Below are 24,255 nucleotides of genomic sequence, written 5' to 3' on the forward strand. Positions count from 1 at the left end.
AGGAGCCCGGCGTGGGGGACGGGTCCGGTGGGGGTGCTCGTCACGTCGTACGCCTCACTTTCCGAAGCCGAAGCCGGCCGGGCCGCCGGAGGTCTTGGCCCGCAGCCGCTTGCCCTTCTCGGTGGCCTGCTCGTTCAGCTCGCGCTGGAAGTCCTTCATCCGGGTGAGCAGCTCCTCGTCGTGGGCGGCGAGGATGCGGGCGGCCAGCAGCCCGGCGTTTCGGGCGCCGCCGACCGAGACGGTGGCGACCGGCACCCCGGCGGGCATCTGCACGATGGACAGCAGCGAGTCCATGCCGTCGAGGTACTTCAGCGGCACCGGCACGCCGATCACCGGCAGCGGGGTGACGGAGGCGAGCATCCCGGGGAGGTGGGCGGCGCCGCCCGCCCCGGCGATGACCGCCTTCAGCCCGCGCCCGGCGGCCTGCTCACCGTAGGCGATCATCTCGTGCGGCATACGGTGGGCGGAGACGACGTCGACCTCGTAGGCGATCTCGAACTCGTCGAGGGCCTGGGCGGCGGCCTCCATGACGGGCCAGTCGGAGTCGGAGCCCATGACGATGCCGACGACGGGGTCCTGGCTGGTGTGTGCGGTCACTCGGTGATCGTTCCCCTGAGGTATCCGGCAGCGTGCCGGGCGCGCTCCAGCACCGCGTCCAGGTCGTCGCCGTAGGTGTTGACGTGGCCGACCTTGCGGCCGGGCTTCACGTCCTTGCCGTACATGTGGATCTTCAGCTGGGGGTCGCGCGCCATGCAGTGCAGGTACGCGGCGTACATGTCGGGGTAGTCGCCGCCCAGCACGTTGCACATCACGGTCCACGGCGCGCGCGGGCGCGGGTCGCCCAGCGGCAGGTCGAGGACGGCGCGGACGTGGTTGGCGAACTGCGAGGTGACCGCGCCGTCCATGGTCCAGTGGCCGGAGTTGTGCGGGCGCATCGCCAGCTCGTTGACGAGGACACGGCCGTCCTCGGTCTCGAACAGCTCGACGGCGAGGTGGCCGACGACGCCCAGCTCCTCGGCGATCCGCAGCGCCAGCTCCTGCGCCCGGCCGGACAGCTCCTCGCCGAGCCCGGGGGCGGGGGCGATCACCGTGTCGCAGACACCGTCGACCTGGCGGGACTCGACCACCGGGTAGGCGACGGCCTGCCCGTGCGGGGAGCGGACGATGTTGGCGGCCAGCTCGCGGCGGAACGGCACCATCTCCTCGGCGAGGACGGGGACGCCCGCGCGGAACGGCTCGGCGGCGTCCGCCTCGGAGCGGACCACCCACACGCCCTTGCCGTCGTACCCGCCGCGCACCGTCTTCAGCACGACGGGGAAGCCGCCGCCCTCGGGCGAGGCGGCCAGCTCGGCGGCGAAGGCGGCCACGTCGGCCGGGCCGTCCACGATGCGGTGCCGGGGACACGGCGCGCCGATCTCGGTCAGGCGGGTCCGCATCACCCCCTTGTCCTGGGCGTGCACCAGCGCGTCGGGCCCCGGGCGGACGGGGATGCCGTCCGCCTCCAGGGCCCGTAGGTGTTCGGTCGGGACGTGCTCGTGATCGAAGGTGATCACGTCACAGCCCCGCGCGAAGTCGCGCAGTGTGTCCAGGTCGCGGTAGTCGCCGACGACGACGTCGCCGACGACCTGGGCCGCCGAGTCCTGGGGCGTGTCACTGAGGAGCTTGAACCTGATGCCGAGCGGGATGCCTGCCTCGTGCGTCATGCGCGCGAGCTGTCCACCGCCGACCATGCCGACTACCGGAAACGTCACGCTGCCCAGGGTATCGGCCCTTTCGCCGGGCCCCCGAGCCGCGCACCGTACGTCACCGGTCGCGGACCCCGCGTCGATCCGGCGGGACGGGGCAGACGCCCGTGGTTAGCATGACCGGGTTGACGCGGCCACGGAAAGCCCGGCCGCCCGACGCACCGGCGGTACCGACGACGAGCGACAGGGGCTGAGCCCGTACATGAGTCCTGCACCGGGAGAACCGACGCCCGCCGCCACCGCACCGGCCGGGTCCGCGCTCCGGGAGCGGGTACGGCGGCTGGTGCGCGAGATCGCCAGGTTCGGCGCGGTCGGCGGGGCCGGCGTCCTGGTCAACCTCGCCGTCTTCAACCTCGTGCGGCACGTCACCGAACTCCCGGTGGTCCGCGCCAGCGTCCTCGCCACCGTGGTGGCGATCGTCTTCAACTACCTAGGGTTCCGCTACTTCGCGTACCGCGACCGCGACAAGGGCGGCCGGACCCGGGAGATGACCCTCTTCCTCGCCTTCAGCGTGGTCGGCCTGGTCATCGAGAACGGCATCCTCTACACCGGCACCTACGGCCTGGGGTTCGACGGCCGGCTGGAGTCGAACGTCCTGAAGTTCACCGGCATCGGCGTCGCCACCCTCTTCCGCTTCTGGTCCTACCGCACCTGGGTCTTCCGCGCCCCCGCCGCCGTCCGCGCCACCGAGGCCGCCGAGCCGGTACGCGAGCCCGTCGCCTCCGGCCCGTCCGCCGGCCGCGGCTGAGCCGCACCCGCCGGACCCGCCCGGCTCACTCCTCGGGCGCGCGCGAGAGGAAGAGGCCGAAGACCGCCGGGTGGGCCTGGAGCATCTCCAGCCGCCCGCCGTCCGCCTCCGCGAGGTCCCGGGCGACGGCCAGCCCGATCCCGGTGGAGTTACGCCCGCTGATCGCCCGCTCGAAGATCCGCGCGCCCAGGTCGGCGGGGACGCCGGGGCCCTCGTCGGCGACCTCGACCACGGCCTGGTTCCCGGTCACCCTGGTCCGCAGCGCCACCGTGCCCCCGCCGTGCATGAGGGAGTTCTCGATCAGCGCCGCCAGCACCTGGGCGACCGCGCCGGGGGTGGCCACGGCCCGCAGGTCGCGGCGGCCGGAGCAGACGATGGCCCGTCCCTCGGAGCGGTACGCGGGCCGCCACTCCTCCAGTTGCTGCTTGACCACCTCGTACAGGTCGAAGGCGACCGCCGAGCCGGTCATCGGGTCGCGGGCGTTGGTCAGCAGCCGCTCGACCACGTCGGTCAGGCGCTCCACCTGGCCCAGCGCGATGGTCGCCTCCTCGCGCACCGTCTCCAGGTCCTCGGTGAGGGTGATCTCGTCCAGCCGCATGGACAGGGCGGTCAGCGGGGTGCGGAGCTGGTGCGAGGCGTCCGCGGCGAGCCGTCGCTCGGCGGTGAGCATCCGGGCGATCCGCTCGGCCGAGCCGTCGAGCACGTCGGCGACCCGGTCCAGCTCGGGCACGCCGTACCGCTTGTGGCGCGGGCGGGGATCGCCCGAGCCGAGGCGCTCGGCGGTCTCGGCGAGGTCGGTCAGCGGTGCGGCGAGCCGGTTGCCCTGGCGCACGGCGAGCAGTACGGCGGCGACGACCGCGAGGAGGGCGACCCCGCCGATGATCAGCAGGGTGCGGCCCACCTCACCGGTGACGGCGGCGCGCGGCTCCTGCACCAGGACGGACTCGCCCTCCTCGCCGGTGGCGCGGGCCTCGATGGTGTCGCCGTCGGGCCGCTCGCCGATCTCGATGGCGTCCCGGCCGGGGATCTCGATGCGGGCGTAGCGCTTGGCGGCGATCTGGTCGCGCAGCAGGCCCGCGCTGACGTGTTCCTCGCTGATCAGGCGGCTGTCGACGATGGAGGCGAGGCGCAGCGCCTCGGACTCCACGCTCTCCTGGGCGCTGTTGGTGATGGTGCGGGTCTCCACGAGCACCAGGGAGCCGCCGAAGACGGCGATCACCACGAGCACCACGGCGAGGGTGGAGTTGATCAGTCGGCGGCGCACGAAGGTCCTCGGGGCGGGGGTGGCGGACGGGTCGCGCGCAACCCGGGGACGGGCCGGGGCGCGCGGCGGGGTGCCGGGGCTCCGGCGCGGTCGCGGGCGGTGCCCCCGGTCAGGACTTCTCGAAGCGGAAGCCGACACCGCGCACGGTGGCGATGTAACGGGGGTTGGCCGCGTCGTCGCCGAGTTTCTTGCGCAGCCAGGAGATGTGCATGTCGAGGGTCTTGGTCGAGGACCACCAGGTGGTGTCCCAGACCTCGCGCATGAGCTGGTCGCGGGTGACGACCCGGCCGGCGTCCCGCACCAGAACCCGCAGCAGGTCGAACTCCTTGGCGGTGAGCTGGAGTTCCTCGTCGCCCATCCAGGCCCGGTGCGACTCGACGTCGATCCGGACGCCGTGCGTCGCGGCGGGCTGGGGCGGTTCGGCGGCCCCGCGCCGCAGCAGGGCCCGGACCCGGGCCAGCAACTCGGCGAGGCGGAAGGGCTTGGTGACGTAGTCGTCGGCGCCCGCGTCGAGCCCGACGACGGTGTCCACCTCGTCCGCGCGGGCGGTGAGGATGAGGATGGGGACCGTGTGACCGTCGGAACGGAGCCTGCGGGCGACCTCCAGGCCGTCCATGCCGGGCAGCCCCAGGTCGAGGACGACGAGGTCGACTCCGCCTCGCAGTCCGGCATCGAGGGCGGTGGGCCCGTCCTGCCGGACTTCCACCTCGTACCCCTCTCTGCGCAGGGCACGGGCCAGGGGCTCCGAGATGGACGCGTCGTCCTCGGCGAGCAGTACACGGGTCATGAGGCGATGGTAGTCCGCGCCGCCCCGGCGGCGCCCCGGCCGAGCCCCAGGTCGGCGCCGCATCGGAGCGCGCCTGCGAGCTGGGGATGGAATGATGTATTCACCTTTGATTGAGGCGTGGGACACGTGGTTCACCTGTGATCCACGTCTCAAACTCTTCCATAATGCGGATAGTCATGACGTATGGTGGCGAGACGCCTGTAGCACTACACGAGGACCTTTGGCGCGCTATGCGGGCTGAAGGTCTCTTTTGTGTGCGGGCCGGTTCCCGCCGGCCATGAAAGGAATGACCTGTGGCCGGGCCCCGGCCGTCCTGCCCCGAGATCCCGCGCGGACCTGGAGGCGGTGGCGGTGCGCGGGGCGTGGATCCCGGTGTCGCCGTCCCCCGCCTCACGGGCATCCGCGAGGTCCGGACCCCTGGGCGTGGGGGAACTGGGACGGAGGACGACGCCGGTGCCGGCCGAACCCCCCACCGGGCGCGTGACCGCTCAGTCAGCCGCGCGTCCCGAACCCACAAGGATCGACCCATGGCGTCCAGCCTGACGAAGGACGCGGCCGGCAACTCCGGTCCGCAGAAGACCTTCTTCGGCCACCCCCGCGGACTGGCCACACTCTTCCTCACAGAGATGTGGGAGCGCTTCAGCTACTACGGTATGCGCGCGCTCCTCCCGCTCTACCTGGTCGCGCCCGGCGGGCTCGGCCTCGACGTGCCGACCGCGACCGCCATCACCTCGCTCTACATGGCCCTCGTGTACCTGCTCGCCCTGCCCGGCGGCTGGTTCGGTGACCGCTACTGGGGCCCGCGCAAGACCGTCGCCATCGCGGCGGGCGTCGTCATGGCCGGTCACCTGTCGCTGGCTCTGCCCGGCACGGTGATGTTCTACTTCGGCCTGCTCCTGGTCGCCCTCGGCTCCGGCCTGCTGAAGGCCAACATCTCCACGATGGTCGGCCACCTCTACGACGGTCCCAACGACCCCCGCCGCGACGGCGGCTTCACCGTCTTCTACATGGGCATCAACATCGGCGCGTTCGTCGCGCCGCTGGTGATCGGCACCGTCGGGCAGAACGTCGGCTGGCACTGGGGCTTCGCCCTCGCCGCCATCGGCATGGGCCTGGGCCTGCTCCAGTTCCTCGCCTTCGGCCGGGACCTCAGCCCGCGCTCCTCCGAGGTCCCGAAGCCGCTCACCGCCGCCGAGCGGACCGTCGTGCTGCGCAAGGGCCTGATCTGGCTGCTGATCGCCGCGGTCTTCTACGGCGTCGTCGGCTTCAGCGGCAGCTTCACCCTGAGCTGGGTCACCATTCCGCTGATCGCCCTCGGCCTGATCATCCCCGTCGCCGTGCTCGCCCGGATGAAGCGCGACAAGGAACTCACCGGCGCCGAGCAGTCCAAGCTCACCGCCTACCTGTGGTTCTTCGCCGCCGCCGCGATCTTCTGGATGATCTACGACCAGGGCGCCACCACGCTGGCCCTCTTCGCGGACGGCAAGGTCGACAACCAGGTCCTCGGCTGGGAGTTCCCGGTCTCCTGGTTCCAGTCGGTCAACCCGATCCTGGTCATGGCGCTCGCGCCGGTCTTCGCCTGGATCTGGCTCTACCTCAACCGCAAGGGCAAGGAGCCGAGCACGATCGCCAAGTTCGCCGGCGGTCTGATGCTGGTCGGCATCTCCTTCTTCGTCTTCCTGCTCCCGCTGACCGACAGCTCCGGCGGCACGCTGGTCAGCCCGTGGTGGCTGGTCGTCATCTACTTCTTCCAGACCACGGCCGAGCTGATGCTCTCGCCCGTCGGCCTGTCGGTGACGACGAAGATGGCTCCGGCGAAGTACGCCTCCCAGATGATGGGTGTCTGGTTCCTCGCGGTCACCGCGGGCGACAGCGTCACCGGGCTGCTCTCCGAGGCCGGGGCGGATCTCAACCGCACCGGCGTGGTGGCCCTGGAGGCGGTGCTCGCCTTCCTGGCCGGTGTGGCGATCTTCATGTACCGCCGCAAGGTCAAGGCCCTCATGGGCGAGATCCGCTGACCCCGTCCTTCCCGCACCCGGAGCCCCGCTGCCCGGCCCTCCCGGCCGGGCAGCGGGGCTCTGGCCTTTCCGCGCCGCCGGGCCGCCTCGAACGCCGGCCGGTGGTGGGGGCTGAGCCACGGCTCCCCGCGGCCGTCCACGACGGCCTCGAACGCCCGCCGGCTTCTCCGGCCGGCCTCGAACGCGGGGCCGGGCCGGGGAGCGGCCGGGCCGAGGACGTCGGGGCGGCGGCCGCCAGTTCCAGCCAAAAACCGCCCTCAAACGCCGGCCGGGCCCGGGATGCGGAGGCCCCCTTCAGCCCGGCCCGGGTGAGGGGCGCACCGTCAGCCCGGCCGGCGCTTGTGAGGCACCCACGGCGACACGGCCAGGCGTGAAGAAGCGCCGCCGGCCCGGCCGGCGCCCGAGGCCGCCCCGAACGCCGGCGTGCGGACGCAACCCGATCCACCCCTGTCCGGCCGGCGCTTGAGGCACCCCACCCCGGCGCGGCCTGGCGTGAGGGCGCACCGGCGGCCCGGTCGGCGTTCGAGGCCAGGAGGGCCCCGGGCCCGGCCGGGCTCGGAAGAGGGGGGTCAGGCGGAGGTGGGGGGCGGGAGGTCGTCGGGGGCGGCGAGTTCGGCCCAGACGGTCTTGCCGGGGACACCGGGGACGCGCAGGACGCCCCAGTCGAGGCAGAGCCGCTGGACGATGAACATCCCGTGCCCCCCGGGCCGCCCGGCCCGGTGAGGCGTACGGGGAGCAGGCTCCCCGGCGCCCTTGTCGGCGACTTCGAGCCGGAGCACCTTCCCCTGCGCGCCCACGCGCAACTCCTGCGGCCCGTCCGCGTGCAGGCACGCGTTGGTGACCAGCTCGGAGACGACCAGCAGCACGTCCTCCGCGGCGGCCCTGCGCTCGGCGTTGGGCGCCGGCAGCCAGCCCCAGTCGTAGAGGGCCTGCCGGGTGAAGTCCCGGGCCATGGGGACGATGCCGGTGGCGTCGGCGAGCCCGAGCTTGCGCACCAGGCGCTCCACGGGCGCCAGGGGCCCCGGGGCGACGTTCGCGTCCGTCTCGGGCCCGCGGTCGCCCGGCAACGAGGGCCGGGTGGTGCTCATCAGCGCTTCACCTCACCGATTCGCCAGTTCAACGATGTGCCTGGTCGATCCTGCGGAACATAGGGGGAACTTATAGGGGTTTTCGGTGCACCGCCCGTACGCACCGGGCGAGGCGTCCAGGATCTCTCCTGCCCGAAGTGACCGTGAGAACACCCACGTATTTCGCGTCCGGCCTGTGACAGTGGTAACGCATCGATCACGGCCGGACAACTGTGGGGTAAATCCTGGTCCTGGCGGCCCGGAGGGTCCGGGAGGTCAGTCGGCGAGCGCGGACTCGAGGGAGTCGTGGACGGTGAAGACCGCCTCGGCCCCGGTGATCTGGAAGACGCGCGCGACCACCGGCCGCATCGCGACGAGGTGGACCCCGCCTCCCGCGGCCTCCGCCTTCAGACGGGCGCCGAGCAGGACGTTGAGCCCGGTGGAATCGCAGAACTCCAGTTGCGAGCAGTCCACGACCAGACGCGCCCTGCCTTGGGATACGGCCTCTTCGAGGGGTTCGCGGAGCAGGTCGGCGGTGTGGTGGTCCAACTCACCCGCCGGAGTCACCACGGCACTGCTGCCCTCGTTCCGGACGTCTACACGGAGTCGGCCCCGCTGGGTGCTGCCGACCGTCTGGCGGTCCATGCCGTTACTCATTTCCGACCGGTCCTGAACTACTGACTGACGCCCTCGAACACTACGCCCTCACCAGGTGGTCCGGTAGCCGAACCGGCCCCGAGAAACGGACATTTCACCACGAAGCTCACTTGCGACCTGGTCCGGGGATTCGGTAGGGCTATAGGAGCACCCATTCGACACGGCCGGCTTCGGAGGCGCCGCACCTTCAGTGCACGTATTGGCATCGGCAGCCATATGCCGAGAACGATGGAGGACATCATGTCACCCCAGCTCGACGCGCAGACCCGCCTGACGGCGTCGACCGCCCCACTCGCACACCTGTCCGCCGACGGCGCAGGGGAAACCCAGGAAACGCGCGAGGACTCTCCGGTGGCCACCGCCACCGACGACCTGCCTTATGACGACCCGGGCCACGAGTTCCCGGTCCTCCTCGCCGACCTGCCGGAGATCCCCCCGTACGACGAGGTGGGGCCGCTGGACGCCCGGGCGCTCTCCAAGACCCTCTTCATCCGGCTGGAGACGCTGGTGGAGGGCACCTCGGAGTTCGCCTACGTACGGAACACCCTGGTCGAGCTGAACCTCGCCCTGGTCAAGTTCGCCGCCTCGCGCTTCCGCTCCCGCAGCGAGCCGATGGAGGACATCATCCAGGTCGGCACGATCGGCCTGATCAAGGCGATCGACCGGTTCGAGCTGAGCCGTGGCGTGGAGTTCCCCACGTTCGCGATGCCGACGATCATCGGTGAGATCAAGCGGTTCTTCCGCGACACCTCCTGGTCGGTGCGGGTCCCGCGCCGACTCCAGGAACTGCGTCTGGACCTGGCGAAGGCCGGGGACGAGCTGGCGCAGAAGCTGGACCGCGCGCCGACCGTGCGCGAGCTCGCCGACCGCCTGGGCCTGAGCCAGGAGGAGGTCGTCGAGGGCATGGCGGCGTCCAACGCGTACACCGCCAGTTCGCTGGACGCCCAGCCCGAGGAGGACGACTCCGAGGGCGCGCTGGCCGACCGCATCGGCTACGAGGACAACGGCATCGAGGGCATCGAGTACGTCGAGTCGCTCAAGCCGCTGATCGCGGAGCTTCCCACGCGTGACCGCCGCATCCTCTCGCTGCGTTTCACCGCCAACATGACGCAGTCGGAGATCGGCGAGGAGCTCGGCATCTCCCAGATGCACGTCTCCCGTCTGCTGACCCGCACGCTCAACCGGCTCCGGAAGGGGCTGACGGTGGTGGAGTGACCGGCCCCACGGCCGCGCCGCCCGCCCACAGGCTTCGGCAGGGTCCGCTCCCCCGCACGGGGAGCGGGCCCTGCCGCGTTCCCGCTGCCTCCCGCTCAGCCCAGCGGGACCACCGGCCGGCCGGCCCGCCAGACGCCCGCCACCAGCGGCACCCCCGGCCGGTAGGCGAGGTGGACGTGGCTGGGCGCGTCGAGGAGGACCAGGTCGGCCCGGGCGCCGGGGGCCAGACGGCCCACGTCGTCGCGGCGCAGGGCGGCGGCCCCGCCCGCGGTGGCCGCCCAGAGCGCCTCGTCCGGGGTCATCCCCATGTCGCGGACGGCGAGGGCGACGCAGAAGGGCACGGAGGAGGTGAAGGAGGAGCCGGGGTTGCAGTCGGTGGAGAGCGCCACGGTGGCCCCGGCGTCGAGCAGCCGGCGGGCGTCGGGCCAGGGGGCGCGGGTGGAGAACTCGGCGCCGGGCAGCAGGGTGGCGACGGTCCGGCCGGCGGCGAGCGCGTCCACGTCGGCGTCGGTGAGGTGGGTGCAGTGGTCGGCACTGGCGGCGTCGAGTTCCACGGCGAGCTGGACGCCGGGGCCGTGACCGAGCTGGTTGGCGTGGACGCGCGGGACGAGGCCCTTGGCGCGCCCGGCGGTGAGGATCGCGCGGGCGGCGTCGCCGTCGAAGGCTCCGCGTTCGCAGAAGACGTCGACCCACCGGGCGTACGGCGCGCAGGCGTCCAGCATGGGCCCGGTGACGAGGTCGACGTAGCCGGCGGGGTCGTCGGCGTACTCGGGGGCGACGATGTGGGCGCCGAGGTAGGTGACCTCGTCGGTGTGGGCGGCGGCGACGCGCAGGCAGCGGGCCTCGTCCTCGACGGTGAGGCCGTAGCCGGACTTGGTCTCGAAGGTGGTGGTGCCCTGGCGCAGCGCCTCGGCGAGGTAGCGGGCGACGTTGGCCGAGAGGGCCTCGTCGCTCGCGGCCCGGGTGGCGGCGACGGTGGTGCGGATGCCTCCGGCGCTGTAGGGGCGGCCGGACATGCGGGCGGCGAACTCCTCGGTGCGGTCGCCCGCGAAGACGAGGTGCGAGTGGGAGTCGACGAAGCCGGGGACGACGGCCCGGCCGCCCGCGTCGCTGACGTGGTCGGTGACGGGGACGCGGGCGCTCTCCCCCGTCCACACGATCCGGTCGCCCTCGATGACCACGGCCGCCTCCCGGATCACCCCGAGCGGCGAACCGTCGCCCTGCGCGGGGTCGTTGGTCACCAGTGAGGCGATCCCCACCACCGCCGTCGATCCGGCCTGCTCGTTCCCGTACCCGCTCCGCACCACAACCACCGTTCCTGACATGGGATCTGCTGACGTCTTGCGGCGATCCGCCGGGCCGCGCGGCTCACCGCGCCGCCGCCCGGCCCCCGTCTTGGACCGCGGCCACCGCCTCGGCCAGCGCCCGGCCGGTCTCCGGCAGCGTGACGTGGCGTCCGTCGCGGACGATCACCCGGCCGCCCACCAGCACGTGCCGCACATCGGCGGCGCCCGCCGCGAAGACGGCGGTCTCCGCACCGAGCAGCGGCGGCGCCCCGGCCGTCCGCACGGTGTCGAGCGCGAGCGTGGTGAGGTCGCCGGGGGCGCCGGGGGCGAGCGTGCCGGCCTCGGGGCGGCCGAGGGCGGCGTGGCCGTCGGCGGTGGCGGCGCGCAGCAGGGCGGCGGCGGTCCAGTGGCCGCGGGTGCGGCTGCGCAGCCGCTCGTTCAGTTCGAGGGCGCGGGCCTCCTCGAAGAGGTCGATGACGGCGTGGCTGTCGCTGCCGAGGCTGAGCGGGCTGCCGGCGCGCTGGAGGCGGGGGGCGGGACCGATGCCGTCGGCGAGGTCGCGTTCGGTGGTGGGGCACATGCAGGTGCCGGTGGAGCTGGTGCCGATGAGGCTGATGTCCTCGTCGGTGAGGTGGGTGTTGTGCACGCCGGTGGTGCCGGGGCCGAGGACGCCGTGGTCGGCGAGGAGCTGGGCCGGGGTGCGGCCGGTGGCGGCGAGGCACGCCTCGTTCTCGGCGCGCTGTTCGGAGAGGTGGACGTGCAGGGGCGCGCCGCGGCGCCGGGCGAACTCGGCGACGGTGGCGAGCTGCTCGGCGGGGACGGCGCGTACCGAGTGGACGGCGGCGCCGATCAGGGTGTGGCTGTCGCCGCGCAGTAGGTCGGCGCGGGCGGCCCACTCCTCGGCGGTGGTGTCGCTGAACCGGCGCTGGTGGCGGTCGGGCTCGGCGCCGAAACCGGAGGAGAGGTAGGCGGTGTCGAGCAGGGTGAGGCGGACGCCCGCGTCGGCGGCGGCCGCGATCAGCGCCTCGCCCATGGCGTTGGGGTTGTCGTAGGGGCGGCCGTCGGGCTGGTGGTGCAGGTAGTGGAACTCGCCGACCGCGGTGATCCCGGCGAGCGCCATCTCCGCGTACACGGCACGGGCCAGCGCGTGGTAGCTGTCCGGGGTGAGGGCGGCGGCGAAGCGGTACATGGTCTCGCGCCAGGTCCAGAAAGTACCGGAGCCGACCTGCGCGGTGGCGCGCAGCGCGCGGTGGAAGGCGTGCGAGTGGGCGTTGGCGAGGCCGGGCAGGGTGAGGCCCGGCAGCCGGACGGCGCCGGCCGGCGGTGTGGCGACGCCGGTGCGGACGGCGAGGATGTGGCCGGGCGGGACGGGGCCTGGCGCGGTGGCGCCGTTTCCCAGCTCCTCGTCGACGGGTACGGGTCCGGGGGCGTCCGGGGGGACGAGGTCCACGACGACACCGTCCTCGACGCGCTCGCCGACCCAGCCGTGCTCCAGCCAGTAGGTGGTCACACGCACGCGAGCCCCTCCAGGACGTCGGTGAGGGCCTGGACGCCGGCGAGGCAGTCGTCCTCGGTGGCGTGTTCGGCCGGGGAGTGGGAGACGCCGGTCGGGTTGCGGACGAAGAGCATGGCGGCCGGTACGGAGTCGGCGAGGATGCCCGCGTCGTGTCCGGCGCCGGTGCCGAGGACGGGCACGGGCGGCATACCCGGCGCGTCGAGGATGCGGCCGAGTTCGGCGCCGAGGGCCCGGTGGAACTCCACCACGGGGGTGAACGACTCGCGGACCACGTCCAGCGCGATGCCGTCGCGGGCGGCCCGGGTGCGGGCGGCGGCCTCGACGGCGCCGGTGACGGCGTCCAGGCTCGCCTGGTCGGGGGCGCGGGAGTCGAGCCAGCCCCGCACCAGCGAGGGGATCGCGTTGACGCCGTTGGGTTCGACGGCGACCTTGCCGAAGGTGGCGACGGCGCCCGCGAGTTCGGCTTCGCGGCGGGCCTCCAGGACGGTCCCGGCGTAGGTCAGCATCGGGTCCCGGCGGTCGCCGAGCCGGGTGGTGCCGGCGTGGTTGGCCTCGCCGTGGAAGTCGTACCGCCAGCGGCCGTGCGGCCAGATGGAGCCGGCGATGCCGACCGGATCGCCGGTGAGGTCGAGGGAGCGGCCCTGCTCGACGTGGAGTTCGACGAAGGCGCCGATCCGGGAGAGCCGGTCGGGGTCGGGGCCGAGGGTGTCCGGGTCGTAGCCGGCGGCCTCCATGGCGGCGGGCAGGGTGATGCCGTCGGCGTCGCGGAGCCGGCCCGCGTCGGCGGGGGACAGGCGGCCGGTGGCGAGGCGGGAGCCGACGCAGGCGAGGCCGAAGCGGGCGCCTTCCTCGTCGCCGAAGTTGACCAGCGCGATGGGGCGGGTGGGGACGGCGCCGCGCTCCAGCAGCCGGTCGAGGGCGGCGAAGGCGGAGACGACGCCGAGGGGGCCGTCGAAGGCGCCGCCGTCGGGGACGGAGTCGAGGTGGGAGCCGGTGGCGACGGCCTGGCCGGGGCCCACCTCCGCCCAGCCGGAGGCGCCGTGCCAGGCCCACTGGTTGCCGTTGCGGTCGACCTCGTGGGCCAGGCCGCGCAGCTCTGCCTGTTCGCGGAACCAGGCGCGGCACTCGCGGTCGGCACCGCCCCAGGCGTAGCGCCGGTAGCCGCCGCTCGCGGAGTGGCGGCCGAGGGGGGCGAGATCGCGCCACATGGTGAGGAAGTCGGGGGCCTGGCGGACGGTGCCCGTCGGGCTCGCGGGGCGGGGCTGGGACACAGGGGTCTCCTCCGGAGGGGGACGGCCCGCACCCTGTTCATTCACGAGCCGTTCCGCTGAATATAGCTAGTCAGGGCGGGGGCGTCAGCCCCGACGCCCCGGCGCCCCCTGGCCACGGGCGCGTCGCGATGGTTGCCTGGCCCCATGGGTGATCACCAGAGCGACTTCCGCAACCTCCCGTACGGCGCGCAGGCCGCCGACGACACCAACGAGCCCGACGCCCGCGCCGCCCGCCGGGACCGCGCCGTCCGCGCCGCCGTCGCCCAGGGCGTGGTCGGCCCGGACGAGCCGATCGCCGGGCTGCTCGACGTCACCGGCATCCGCGCCTCCGCCGCGGCCCTGCACGCCGCCTTCGACGCCGTCACCGCGCCCGGCACCCCGGTACTGCACGCCTTCGCCGTCAAGGCCACCCCGCTGGTGCCGGTGCTGCGACTGCTGGCAGAGGCGGGGCTCGGCGCGGAGGTCGCCTCCCCCGGCGAACTCGCCCTCGCCACCGCGGCGGGCATCCCGCCGGAGCGGATCGTCCTCGACTCCCCCGCCAAGACCCCGGCCGAGATCCGCGAGGCGCTGCGGCTGGGCGTCGCCCTCAACGCCGACAACCCGCAGGAACTGGAGCGCCTCGACGCCATCCTGGACGGCGCCACCCCGTCCTCCCCGGTCGGCGTCCGCGTCAACCCGCAGGTCGGCGGCGGCTCCATCGGCGCCCTCTCCACCGCCACCCCGACCTCCAAGTTCGGCGTCGCGCTGCGCGACCCGGGCGCCCGCGACTGGGTCCTGAACGCCTACGCGGCCCGGCCCTGGCTGACCCGGCTGCACGCCCACTCCGGCTCCCAGGGGATGCCGCTGGAGCTCCTCGCCGAGGGGCTCGGCGTCCTCCACGGACTGGCCGAGGAGATCAACGAGGCGGCCGGGCGCAAGCAGATCGACACCCTCGACATCGGCGGCGGCCTGCCGGTCAACTTCCAGTCCGACGCCGACGACCCGAGCCACGCCGCCTACGCCGCGCTGCTGAGGAAGACCGTGCCCGGCCTCTTCGACGGACGCTACGGCCTGGTCACCGAGTTCGGCCGGTCGGTGCTGGCCAAGCACGGCACGGTCCTCGCCCGCGTCGAGTACACCAAGTCGGCGGGGGCCCGCCCCATCGCCGTCACCCACGCCGGGGTCCAGGTCGCCACCCGCACCGTCTACAACCCCGGGTCCTGGCCGCTGCGCATCGCCGCCTACGACGCCGAGGGCCGCCCGCGCACCGGCGACACCGTCGTCCAGGACGTGGCGGGCCCCGCCTGCTTCGCCGGTGACCTCCTCGCCACCGGGCAGCACATGCCGCGTCTGCACCCCGGCGACTGGGCGGCGGCCCTGGACACCGGGGCGTACTACTTCGCCCACCACTACGCGTACAACAGCCTGCCGCGGCCGGCCGTGCACGGGTGGGTGGAGACGCCGGCCGGGCCGGGCGGCGAGGACGCGGAGGCGGCGGTGCGCTTCGCGACGGTGCGGCCCGCGCAGACCGTCGCGGAGATCGTCGCCGAGGGCGGAGCCGCCCACCTCGACAGCCTCACCACCCTCGGCGGGGCCACCGGCCCGGCCTGAGACGCCCTTCCGAGGCCGGGACCTCCGTTGCTTGTACGGGCCGGGGGCGGGTAAGGAAGCCTCCATCACTGAGCTGCGGAGGACTCATGGACGCCACCCGACCCGCCGGCACGCCCGGCAACCCGCCTGAGGGGGCGGCCGGTTCCCCGACCGGGGAACCGGCCCTCAAACGGGCCATCGGCCCCAAGCTGCTGATCCTCTTCGTCATCGGAGACATCCTCGGCACCGGCATCTACGCCACCACGGGCAAGGTCGCCGGGAAAGTCGGCGGGGCCCTGTGGGTCCCGTTCGCGATCGGCTTCGTGGTGGCGCTGCTGACCGCCGCCTCCTACGTCGAACTGGTCGGCAAGTACCCCAAGGCGGCGGGGGCGGCGCTCTACGCCCAGAAGGCGTTCAAGGTCCCCTTCCTCACCTTCATCGTGGCCTTCATGGTGATGTGCTCGGGCCTCTCCTCGGCCAGCGCCGCCGCGCTCGCCTTCAGCGGCGACTACATGAGCGAGCTGACCGCGGGCGCGCTGCCGCCCACCCTGATCGCCGTCGCGTTCGTGCTGGTCCTGGCGGCCGTCAACCTCCGCGGCGTCGCCGAGTCCGTCAAGATGAACGTCGTCCTGACCCTGGTCGAACTCAGCGGCCTCGCCGTCATCCTGGGCATCGGCGCGTACGCGGTGCTCAGCGGCGGGGGTGAGCCGTCCCGGCTGGTCGAGTTCGAGTCGAGCGGCACCGGCTTCGCGCTGATGACCGGGGTGCTCGGCGCGACCGCGCTCGGCTTCTTCGCCTTCGTCGGTTTCGAGGACTCGGTCAACATGGCCGAGGAGACCAAGGACCCCGCCCGCACCTTCCCCCGCGCCATCTTCATCGGCGTGGCGGTCACCGGCACCATCTACGTCCTGGTGGCCCTGGTCTCCTCGCTCCTGGTCGACCCCGGCACGCTCGCCGGCTCCGACGGACCGCTGCTGGAGGTGGTCAAGGCGGGCGGCGTCCAGTTCCCGCCACAGCTCTTCGCGCTGATCGCCCTGTTCGCCGTCACCAACTCGGCGCTGATCAACATGATGATGGCCTCGCGGCTGTGCTACGGCATGGCCAACGAGCGCATCCTGCCGCGCGTCATGGGCCGGGTGCTGCCGCGGCGCCGGACGCCCGTGGTCGGGATCGTCTTCGTCTCCCTGCTCGCCCTCGGCATGGTCCTCACCGGCGAGATCGAGGGACTCGGCGACACCACCTCGTTCCTCCTGCTCTGCGTCTTCGCCGTCGTCAACGTCGCGGTCCTGGTCCTGCGCAAGGACCGCGTCGACCACGCCCACTTCCGCACCCCCACCGCCCTCCCGGTCCTCGGCGCCCTGACCGCCCTCGTCCTCGCCAGCCCTCTCGCCGACCGCCCCGCCGACGTCTACATCCGCGCCGGCGTCCTCCTCCTCCTCGGCATCGGCCTCTGGCTCCTCAACAAGCTGGCCCTGCGCGGGGAGCGGGGCTGAGTCCCCGCTGACCGCCCCGTGGTGCGCCGTGGACCGGTCCACGGCGCCGGATGCGGCGTGCCGGGCGGCCGGGGGTCACCGGCACACGGAGGTACGTGGAAGTTCCGGCGACGCCGTGAGGGCCGCGGTGTCCTCGTGCCCCCGCCGAGGCCGGGGACAGCTCCTCGGGCCCTCACCCCGCCTCCCCCGGGTACCGCAGGCCGACGATGTCCCGCACGGTGTCGAGCGTCCCCATCACCTCCAGGCTCCGCCGGAGCGGCACCAGCGCCGACTGGGTGGCTCCCGCACGCAGGCAGCGCATCACCTCCCTCGCCTGGGGGACGTACCCGTTGCCGGCCTCCGCCTGGGCCTGGACCACCTCGGGCGCACGGCCGCTGCGGTGCAGCACCAGCTGGGCCGGGCGGTAGAAGTCGCCCGGGATCTCGATGCGCCCCCCGGTGCCGTGGATGACGGCCGCGCGGGCGCTGTCCGCCTCCAGGGAGCACGACAGCACGGCCATGGCGCCGCCGGCGTACCCGAGGACCATCCCGGTCGTCTCGTCCACCCCCTCGGGTCCCAGGTGGGACCAGGCGGTCACCTCGTCGGGCCGGCCCAGGACGAGGTGGGCCAGCGAGACCGGGTAGGTGCCCAGGTCGAGCAGGGCCCCGCCGCCGGCGTGCGGGTCGCGCAGCCGGTGGCCCGGCACGCGGGGAGCCCGCGCGCCGAAGTCCGCGTGGACGGAGCGGACCTCGCCGATCAGCCCGTCACCGATCATGGCGAGCATCCGGCGGACCAGTGGGTGCACGCACGTCCACATGGCTTCCATGAGGAGGAGCGCGCGCCGCTCGGCCAGCGCCACCATGGCCTCGGCCTCACCCCGGTTGAGCGCGAACGGCTTCTCGCAGAGAACCGGGGTGCCCGACTCCAGCATGAGGGTGGTGGCCGCCAGGTGGTGGGCGTGCGGGGTGGCGACGTACACGACGTCGATCTCCGGGTCGTCCGCCAGCTCCCGCCACGTGCCGTAGGCGCGCGGCACCCCGAACCGGTCCGCGAAGCGCCGCGCGGAGGCTTCCGAACGGGAGGCCACCGCCCCCACCTCGGCGTCCGGAAGCAGCTTCAGGTCCTCGGTGAAGGCCGCCGCCATGGGCCCGGTGGCGAGGACGCCCCAGCGGACCGGCCTCACGGCCGGTCCGCCGGGGCACTCCGGCTCGCTCACCGGCCCGGCCCGGCGTCGGCCGGGAGGGCGCCGGTGCGGGCCACCTCGGCGTACCACCGCGCGCTCGACTTCGGGGTCCGGGTGCCCGTCGGGTAGTCCACGTGGACGGCGCCGAAGCGCTTGCTGTATCCGTAGCCCCACTCGAAGTTGTCCAGGAGGGACCAGAGGAAGTAGCCGCGGACGTCGACGCCCGCCTCGATCGCCCGGTGCACGGCGGTCAGGTGACCGTGCAGGTAGGCGATGCGCTCCGGGTCGACGACCTCGCCCTCCGGGTTGACGTAGTCGTCGAAGGCGGCCCCGTTCTCCGTGATCATCAGCGGCAGACCCGGCTGGTCGGCCTTGAGGCGCAGCAGCAGGTCGTAGAGACCGCTGGGGTCGACCGCCCAGCCCATGGCGGTGGTGTCGCCGGGCGGGCGGTGGAAGGCCACGCCGTCGGCGCCGGGCCACGGGCTGTGCTCGCTCGCCCCGTGGCCGTCGGAGCCGTGCCCGCCCTCGCCGGTGGCGGCGGAGACCAGGGTGGGCGTGTAGTAGTTGACGCCCAGGAAGTCGAGCGGCTGGTGGATCGTGGCGAGGTCCCCGTCCTGGACGAAGGACCAGTCGGTCAGGCTCCGGGTGTCCTCCAGGAGGTCCGCGGGGTACTCCCCCTCCAGCAGGGGCCCGGTGAAGACGCGGTTGGCCAGCGCGTCGATGCGCCGGGCCGCGTCGAGGTCCTCGGCGGACTCCGTCAGGGCCCGCACGTGGTGGATGTTGAGGGTGATCGACGTCTCGGCGCGGGCGGGGAGTTCGGCGCGCAGCGCCTGGACGGCCATGCCGTGCGCCAGGTTGAGGTGGTGCGCCGCGCGCAGGGCCGCCACGGGTTCGGTGCGGCCGGGCGCGTGCACTCCGGAGGCGTAGCCGAGGAAGGCGCTGCACCACGGCTCGTTGAGGGTGATCCAGGTCTTCACCCGGTCCCCGAGGGCACGCGCCGCCAGGGTGGCGTAGTCGGCGAACCGGCCGGCGGTGGCGCGGCCGGGCCAGCCGCCGACGTCCTCCAGCTCCTGGGGCAGGTCCCAGTGGTAGAGGGTGACGACCGGCTCGATGCCCTTCTCCAGCAGGGCGTCGGTCAGCGCGCGGTAGAAGTCGAGTCCCCGCTCGACCGCCGGGCCGCGGCCCGTCGGCTGCACGCGGGGCCACGCGAGCGAGAACCGGTAGGCGCTCACCCCGAGGTCGGCCATGATCTCGACGTCCTCGCGCCAGCGGTGGTAGTGGTCGGTGGCCACGTCACCGGTGTCGCCGTTCCGCACCCGGCCGGGCGTGTGCGCGTAGGTGTCCCAGATGGAGGGGGTGCGCCCGTACGCGGAGGCGGCGCCCTCGATCTGGTAGGCGGCGGTGGCGGTGCCCCAGGTGAATTCCTGCGGGAAGTGGCGGACGCCGGGGGTCTGCGGGGCGGTGGCGGGACGTCGGGGGGCGATGGTCACGTGGTTCCTTCCGAGCGGGGCTGCGGGGCGGGGTTCGGGGCGCGCGGGCCGGCGACGGGGCCCGGGCGCGGGGAGGCGGCGGGCACTCATCCCTTCACGGCGCCCTGCATGATGCCGCCGACGATCTGGCGGCCGAAGACGACGAAGAGGGCGAGCAGGGGGAGCGTGCCGAGCAGGGCGCCGGCCATGATCAGCGACTGGTCCCGGACGTATCCGGCGCTCAGCTGGGTGAGCGCCACGGGGACGGTCGGGTTGCTCATGTCGAGCACGATGAACGGCCAGAAGAAGTCGTTCCACGTGTGCACGAACGTGATCATGAAGAGCACGGCCATCGCGGGCCGCGCGATGGGCAGGACGATGCTCCAGAAGATGCGCAGCGAGTGCGCCCCGTCCACCCGCCCGGCCTCGACGAGTTCGTCGGGCAGCGCCTCGGCGAGGTACTGCCGCATGAAGAACACGCCGACGGCACTGACCAGGGTGGGGAAGATGACGGCGGGCAGTTTCTGTCCCCAGCCCAGCTCGGTCATCATCATGAAGAGGGGAACGACCCCGAGCTGCGGCGGGACCATCATCGTGCCGATGACGAGCATCAGCAGGATGTTGCGGCCCTTGAAGCGGAGCTTGGCGAAGGCGAATCCGGCCAGCGTCGCGAACAGCACCGTGGACAGGGCGACCGCGCCGGCCACGATCAGGCTGTTGAACATGGCCTTGCCCAGCGCGGCGTCCTGCCATGCCTTGCCCAGGTTCTCCAGCAGATGCGGGCCGGGGAGGAACGGCGGCGGCGTCTGGGTGACCCGGGTGTTGTCGGACGAGGCGGCCACCAGGGTCCAGTAGAGCGGGAAGAGCGAGAGGAGCGACGCCAGGCCGAGCAGGACGTACGCGAGGGGGCCCGCGTGGTGCTGGCGCCCCGCGCTGGGGCGCAGGGAGAACCGCCGGCGCCGTGGGCCCGGCCGGGGGCCTCTGCCCGGTTCCGGCGCCACGGGCGTGTCCGGGGGCCGGACCGGGAGGCTGTCTGTGGTCATGGGGGATCTCCCGGTCAGGCCTTGCGCGCGACGAAGCGCTTGACGAGGCGTTGGACGGCGAAGACGAGGATGAGGAGCAGGAACATCGCCCAGGCGACCGTGGCGGCCCGGCCCATCTGGTAGCTCTTCCAGCCCTCCTCGTACAGCAGCAGACCGAGCGTCTGGTACTGGTTGTCCGCTCCGCCGGTGACGCCGTTCGGCCCCTGCCCGAAGATCAGCGGCTCACCGAAGAGCTGGGTGGCACCGATGGTCGACAGCACGATGGTGAAGACGATGGTGGAGCGGATGCCGGGGACGGTGACCTTGGTGAACTGCTGCCACCGGGAGGCGCCGTCGATGGCCGCCGCCTCGTACCGGTCGCGGGGGATCGCCTGCATCGCCGCGAGGTAGAGCAGCGCGTTGTAGCCCGTCCAGCGCCAGATGACGATGGTGGAGATGGCCGCCTGCGCGGCCCACTTGTTGTTCTCCCAGTCCAGGTGCTCGAACCCGAACAGGCTCAGCCCCCAGTTGATCATCCCGAAGTCGCGCTCGAAGAGCATGGTGAAGACCAGGGCGGCCGCCCCCACCGAGGTGGCGTACGGGGTCAGGCTGGCGACGCGGAAGAACGTCGAGCCGCGCAGCCGGTAGTTGAGCAGGTGCGCCAGTCCGAGCGCCATCAGCAACTGCGGCACGGTCGACAGGACGCCGATGGTGATGGTGTTGCCCAGCGCGTTCCAGAAGCGCTCGTCACGCACCAGCGCCAGGTAGTTGTCGAGCCCCACCCACTCCATGAAGTTCAGGGAGGCGAGCTCCACACGGTGGAGCGAGATCCACGACGTGTAGATGAGCGGATAGAAGCTGAAGGCCGCGAAGACGACGAAGAACGGTGCGATGAAGGCGTACGGCGCGCCCTTGACGTCCAGTCGGTGCAGCAGCGCGCCGCGCCGTCGGCGCTTCACACCGGGGTCGGTGCCGGGCGGCGGGGCGGTACCGGTCGTTCGGTCCTGGGGGGACGAGGTGGAGGTGGCCACCGGAAGGCGTCCTTCCTGGGGGTGGGTGGGCGGTCGGGGGTCCGGCGCCCTCAGGGGAGGCAGGGGGCGCCGGACCACTGCGAGGGGGGCGCCGGGCCCCCCGGGTCAGCCGACGGCCTTCTTGACGCGCTCGTCCGTGGTGTTCCACGCGTCGTCGGGGGTCTTGTTCTGCGACTCGATCAGCGTCAGGCCCTGGGAGAAGATGTCCTTGATGGTGCCGTCCTTGCGGCCGAGCACCTGCTCCTCGGGGACCTCCCGGGCCGCGGCGCCGAAGATCTCCCCGATCGGCGCGTCGTTGAAGTACTCCGACTTGGTGCCGGCGACCTCAGGGGATTCCAGGGCGGTCCGGGACGAGGGGAAGGAGCCCTGCTTCTGGAAGAGGAACGCCTGCTGCTCGGGCGCGGTGAGCCAGGCGACGAGTTCCTGGGCCTCCTTCTTGACGGGGCTGTTCTCCATCACCCCGAGGAACGAGCCGCCCCAGTTGGCGCCCTTGGGGGCCTTGGCCACGTCCCACTTGCCCTTGTTGGCCTCGCCCGCCTTCTCGCTGATGTGCGCCAGCATCCAGGCCGGGCACACGGCGGTGGCGAAGGTGCCGTTGGCGAGCCCGGGGTCCCAGCCCGGCTGGAACTGGCGGAGCTTGGCGGTGAGGCCGGACGTGGCGGCCTTCGAGGCCAGCTTCCAGGCGTCCTTCACGACGGGGTTGTCGGCGTAGACCAGCTCCCCCTCCTTGTCGTAGAACTGCTGGGGGCCGCCGTAGATCATGGCGTTGAACAGTCCGCTGGCACTGTCCATGAAGGCGACCTTGTCGCCCTTGACGCCCTTCTTGAAGCTCTCGCCGACGGCGACGTACTTCGCCCAGTCGCCCTCCCACAACTTGGCGACCTCGTCCCGGTCGGTGGGCAGGCCCGCCTCCTCGAACTTGTCCTTGCGGTAGCAGACCGCCATCGGGCCGATGTCGGTGCCGAGGCCGATGACCTTGTCGTCGGCCGCGGTGACCTGGCTCTGCTTCCACGGCAGGAAGTGGTCGGTCCCCTTCACGCCGGACAGGTCGGAGAACTTGTCCTTCTGGGTGTCGACCAGTTCCTTGGCCCGGCCGATCTCTATGCCCTGGATGTCCTTCAGCCCGCTGCCGGCGGCCAGATGGGTCTGGAGCGCGGTGTAGTAGGTCTGTTCGTCGCCCGCGATCTCCGCCTCGACGACGACGTCCGGGTTCTCCTCCATGTACTTGTCGAGCAGCCCGGCCTCCTTGAAGCCCATCACGCCGTACAGCCCCATGCTGATGGTGACCTTGCCGTCCTTCCGGCCGCCGCCGGTCCCCTCACCACCGCCTGAGCAGCCGACGAGCAACCCGAGGGCCGACACCGCGGAGATGGCGGCGACGACTCTTGTACGCGGCTTCCTGCGGGTTCTGGCCATGTAGTCCTCCTCAGCGGCGCTCGCGCACCGGGGTTCGAGCCCGCGTAGCTGTCCCGCAGGGCCGATTTGCGTGGTGGGTACGTTCCCAAATGACGATGGGAACGTGCCCACTCCGGGAGCTCGAAGACTGGCCGCCACCGAAAGGCTCTGTCAAGAAGTTGACGCGACTTTGTTTCGGGAGGATGTCCGTCCGCCACCCTCCGGCCCCCTCGCCCGCAGGGGCGTTCTGGCAGAATGCGCAGGCGAACGGCGGCAGGTCACGGCCAGGCCCCGCCCGGCGGATCACGGTCTGACCGACCTGGCGCGAGGGAGGCTTCATGGGCAGCAGGCAACGCCCGACGATCAAGACCGTCGCCGCGCGTGCGGGCGTGGGACGGACCACGGTGTCCCGCGTCATCAACGGTTCGGAGCTGGTCAGCGACGAGGCCAGGTCGGCCGTGCTCGCCGCCATCGCGGAGCTGAACTACGTGCCCAACTCGGTCGCCCGGGGGCTGGTGACCAGCAGGACGGACTCCGTCGCCCTGGTCATCCCCGAGTCGGAGAGCCGGCTGGGCTCGGAGCCCTACTTCTCCGCCGTCATCCGCGGCGTCAGCACCGGTCTCACCGAGCGGCGGATCCAGCTCCAACTGGTCCTCGTACGCGACCAGGCCGAGCGCGACCAGCTCACCGAGTCGGTCGCCGAGCGCCGGGTGGACGGGGTGCTGCTGGTCTCGGTGCACGAGCACGACCCGCTGCCGGGCCTGCTGGAGAACATGGGGCTGCCCACCGTCCTCGCCGGCCGGCGCGCCCACGGCGAGCCGCTCAGCCATGTCCGCGCCGACAACGAGGGCGGCGCCGCGGCGGCCGTCGCCCACTTGGTGGCCCGGGGGCGGCGGCGGGTCGCCACCATCAGCGGCCCCCTCGACATGGACGTGTCGCGCAGTCGCCTCGACGGCTGGCGGGACGCCCTGCGCGGCGAGGGCGTCGAGGCGGCGGAGACGCTGGTGGCCTCCGCCGACTTCACCGAGGCCGGCGGCGAGGCCGCGATGCGTTCACTACTTGAACGCGAGCCGGGTCTGGACGCGGTGTTCGCCGCCTCGGACGTCATGGCGGCCGGCGCGCTGGTGGAACTGCGCCGCCAGGGCCGGCGGGTCCCCGACGACGTGGCGGTGATCGGCTTCGACGACTCCGTCGTCGCCCGGCACAGCAACCCGCCCCTCACCAGCGTGCGCCAGCCGGTCGAGGCGATCGGCCGCACGATGGCCCGGATCCTCCTGGCGGAGATCGACGACCCCGGTCAGCCCCGGCAGCACGTCGTCCTGCCGACGGAACTCGTCGTACGGGAGTCGTCCTGACTCCGCCCCGTGGCGGGTGGGCGGCGGGCCGGCCCCCACGACTCGGCTGATCCGCAGGCGGCTTCCAGGGCAGGCGCAGGCGCCTCGGGCGCCCAGGTTTCGGCCGCCCAGGTTGCGGGCGTCCGGGCCTCGGCCGCGACGCCCGCCAGGCCGGGGCGGGCAGGTGGACGGGCGGGTGGGCCACG

20 protein-coding genes are annotated in these 24,255 nt (G+C 72.9%); 6 read left to right on the forward strand and 14 right to left on the reverse strand.

What is annotated here, in order from left to right; genetic code table 11:
* Window positions 1–54: 54 nt before the first annotated feature.
* Window positions 55–597, reverse strand: a complete 543-nt coding sequence (gene purE, locus Sdia_RS28100) for a 5-(carboxyamino)imidazole ribonucleotide mutase (RefSeq protein WP_181843944.1) — start codon at window positions 595–597, stop codon at window positions 55–57.
* Complete coding sequence (locus Sdia_RS28105) at window positions 594–1,703, reverse strand: 5-(carboxyamino)imidazole ribonucleotide synthase (protein ID WP_308429957.1); 1,110 nt, start codon at window positions 1,701–1,703, stop codon at window positions 594–596. Before Sdia_RS28105 ends, purE begins: the two co-directional genes overlap by 4 nt.
* Window positions 1,704–1,947: 244 nt before the next feature.
* Here Sdia_RS28105 and Sdia_RS28110 point away from each other — a divergent pair, with 244 nt between their 5' ends.
* Window positions 1,948–2,493 (forward strand): GtrA family protein, encoded by a 546-nt coding sequence (locus tag Sdia_RS28110; protein WP_100456630.1) that lies wholly within the window; start codon window positions 1,948–1,950, stop codon window positions 2,491–2,493.
* Window positions 2,494–2,518: 25 nt separating this feature from the next.
* Here Sdia_RS28110 and Sdia_RS28115 read toward each other — a convergent pair whose 3' ends face one another.
* Window positions 2,519–3,757, reverse strand: a complete 1,239-nt coding sequence (locus Sdia_RS28115) for a sensor histidine kinase (RefSeq protein ID WP_100456632.1) — start codon at window positions 3,755–3,757, stop codon at window positions 2,519–2,521.
* A 109-nt stretch (window positions 3,758–3,866) separates the two neighbouring features.
* Window positions 3,867–4,544: a response regulator transcription factor gene (locus Sdia_RS28120; protein WP_100456634.1), complete on the reverse strand. Its 678-nt coding sequence runs from the start codon at window positions 4,542–4,544 to the stop codon at window positions 3,867–3,869.
* A gap of 527 nt (window positions 4,545–5,071) precedes the next feature.
* Between Sdia_RS28120 and Sdia_RS28125 the strand changes: the two genes are divergently transcribed.
* A complete protein-coding gene (locus Sdia_RS28125) occupies window positions 5,072–6,562 on the forward strand; it encodes a peptide MFS transporter (protein WP_100456636.1) in 1,491 nt (496 codons plus the stop codon).
* Between the two features lie 569 nt (window positions 6,563–7,131).
* Here Sdia_RS28125 and Sdia_RS28130 read toward each other — a convergent pair.
* Both Sdia_RS28130 and Sdia_RS28135 read right to left on the reverse strand, forming a co-directional pair.
* Window positions 7,132–7,650 carry an ATP-binding protein gene (locus Sdia_RS28130; RefSeq protein ID WP_100456638.1) on the reverse strand — a complete coding sequence of 173 codons (519 nt, stop codon included), beginning with the start codon at window positions 7,648–7,650 and terminating at the stop codon, window positions 7,132–7,134.
* 255 nt (window positions 7,651–7,905) lie between these two features.
* A complete protein-coding gene (locus tag Sdia_RS28135) occupies window positions 7,906–8,274 on the reverse strand; it encodes an STAS domain-containing protein (protein ID WP_100456640.1) in 369 nt (122 codons plus the stop codon).
* Window positions 8,275–8,514: 240 nt separating this feature from the next.
* Between Sdia_RS28135 and Sdia_RS28140 the strand changes: the two genes are divergently transcribed.
* On the forward strand, window positions 8,515–9,501 hold the full coding sequence (locus Sdia_RS28140) for an RNA polymerase sigma factor SigF (protein ID WP_100456642.1): 987 nt from the start codon (window positions 8,515–8,517) through the stop codon (window positions 9,499–9,501).
* Between the two features lie 95 nt (window positions 9,502–9,596).
* Here Sdia_RS28140 and hutI read toward each other — a convergent pair whose 3' ends face one another.
* From hutI to Sdia_RS28155, 3 genes are read right to left on the reverse strand one after another with little or no spacing between them, the layout of a single operon-like run.
* Complete coding sequence (gene hutI / locus Sdia_RS28145) at window positions 9,597–10,826, reverse strand: imidazolonepropionase (protein WP_100456643.1); 1,230 nt, start codon at window positions 10,824–10,826, stop codon at window positions 9,597–9,599.
* Window positions 10,827–10,869: 43 nt separating this feature from the next.
* Window positions 10,870–12,297 (reverse strand): formimidoylglutamate deiminase, encoded by a 1,428-nt coding sequence (locus tag Sdia_RS28150; RefSeq protein ID WP_185393782.1) that lies wholly within the window; start codon window positions 12,295–12,297, stop codon window positions 10,870–10,872.
* A complete protein-coding gene (locus tag Sdia_RS28155; RefSeq protein ID WP_100456644.1) occupies window positions 12,294–13,574 on the reverse strand; it encodes an allantoate amidohydrolase in 1,281 nt (426 codons plus the stop codon). Before Sdia_RS28155 ends, Sdia_RS28150 begins: the two co-directional genes overlap by 4 nt.
* 144 nt (window positions 13,575–13,718) lie before the next feature.
* On the opposite strand from Sdia_RS28155, the gene Sdia_RS28160 reads away from it, so the two are divergent.
* Both Sdia_RS28160 and Sdia_RS28165 read left to right on the forward strand, forming a co-directional pair.
* Window positions 13,719–15,164 (forward strand): type III PLP-dependent enzyme domain-containing protein, encoded by a 1,446-nt coding sequence (locus Sdia_RS28160; RefSeq protein ID WP_115067900.1) that lies wholly within the window; start codon window positions 13,719–13,721, stop codon window positions 15,162–15,164.
* 86 nt (window positions 15,165–15,250) lie between these two features.
* Window positions 15,251–16,636, forward strand: a complete 1,386-nt coding sequence (locus Sdia_RS28165) for an APC family permease (protein WP_100456646.1) — start codon at window positions 15,251–15,253, stop codon at window positions 16,634–16,636.
* Between the two features lie 172 nt (window positions 16,637–16,808).
* On the opposite strand, the gene Sdia_RS28170 is transcribed toward Sdia_RS28165, so the two are convergent.
* The 5 genes from Sdia_RS28170 to Sdia_RS28190 form a co-directional block, all read right to left on the reverse strand.
* Window positions 16,809–17,798, reverse strand: a complete 990-nt coding sequence (locus Sdia_RS28170) for a Gfo/Idh/MocA family protein (RefSeq protein ID WP_258057200.1) — start codon at window positions 17,796–17,798, stop codon at window positions 16,809–16,811.
* Window positions 17,799–17,827: 29 nt separating this feature from the next.
* Window positions 17,828–19,288, reverse strand: coding sequence for a GH1 family beta-glucosidase (locus Sdia_RS28175; RefSeq protein ID WP_100456647.1), 1,461 nt, complete (start codon window positions 19,286–19,288; stop codon window positions 17,828–17,830).
* A gap of 86 nt (window positions 19,289–19,374) precedes the next feature.
* On the reverse strand, window positions 19,375–20,310 hold the full coding sequence (locus Sdia_RS28180; RefSeq protein ID WP_100456648.1) for a carbohydrate ABC transporter permease: 936 nt from the start codon (window positions 20,308–20,310) through the stop codon (window positions 19,375–19,377).
* Between the two features lie 14 nt (window positions 20,311–20,324).
* Entirely contained in the window at window positions 20,325–21,320 is a 996-nt protein-coding gene (locus tag Sdia_RS28185) for a carbohydrate ABC transporter permease (RefSeq protein ID WP_100456650.1), read from the reverse strand.
* A 105-nt stretch (window positions 21,321–21,425) separates the two neighbouring features.
* A complete protein-coding gene (locus Sdia_RS28190) occupies window positions 21,426–22,736 on the reverse strand; it encodes an ABC transporter substrate-binding protein (protein ID WP_185393351.1) in 1,311 nt (436 codons plus the stop codon).
* A gap of 317 nt (window positions 22,737–23,053) precedes the next feature.
* Between Sdia_RS28190 and Sdia_RS28195 the strand changes: the two genes are divergently transcribed.
* Entirely contained in the window at window positions 23,054–24,070 is a 1,017-nt protein-coding gene (locus Sdia_RS28195; RefSeq protein ID WP_100456654.1) for a LacI family DNA-binding transcriptional regulator, read from the forward strand.
* Window positions 24,071–24,255 lie beyond the last annotated feature (185 nt).

This window comes from Streptomyces diastaticus subsp. diastaticus, from assembly GCF_011170125.1.
Taxonomy (GTDB): domain Bacteria; phylum Actinomycetota; class Actinomycetes; order Streptomycetales; family Streptomycetaceae; genus Streptomyces; species Streptomyces diastaticus.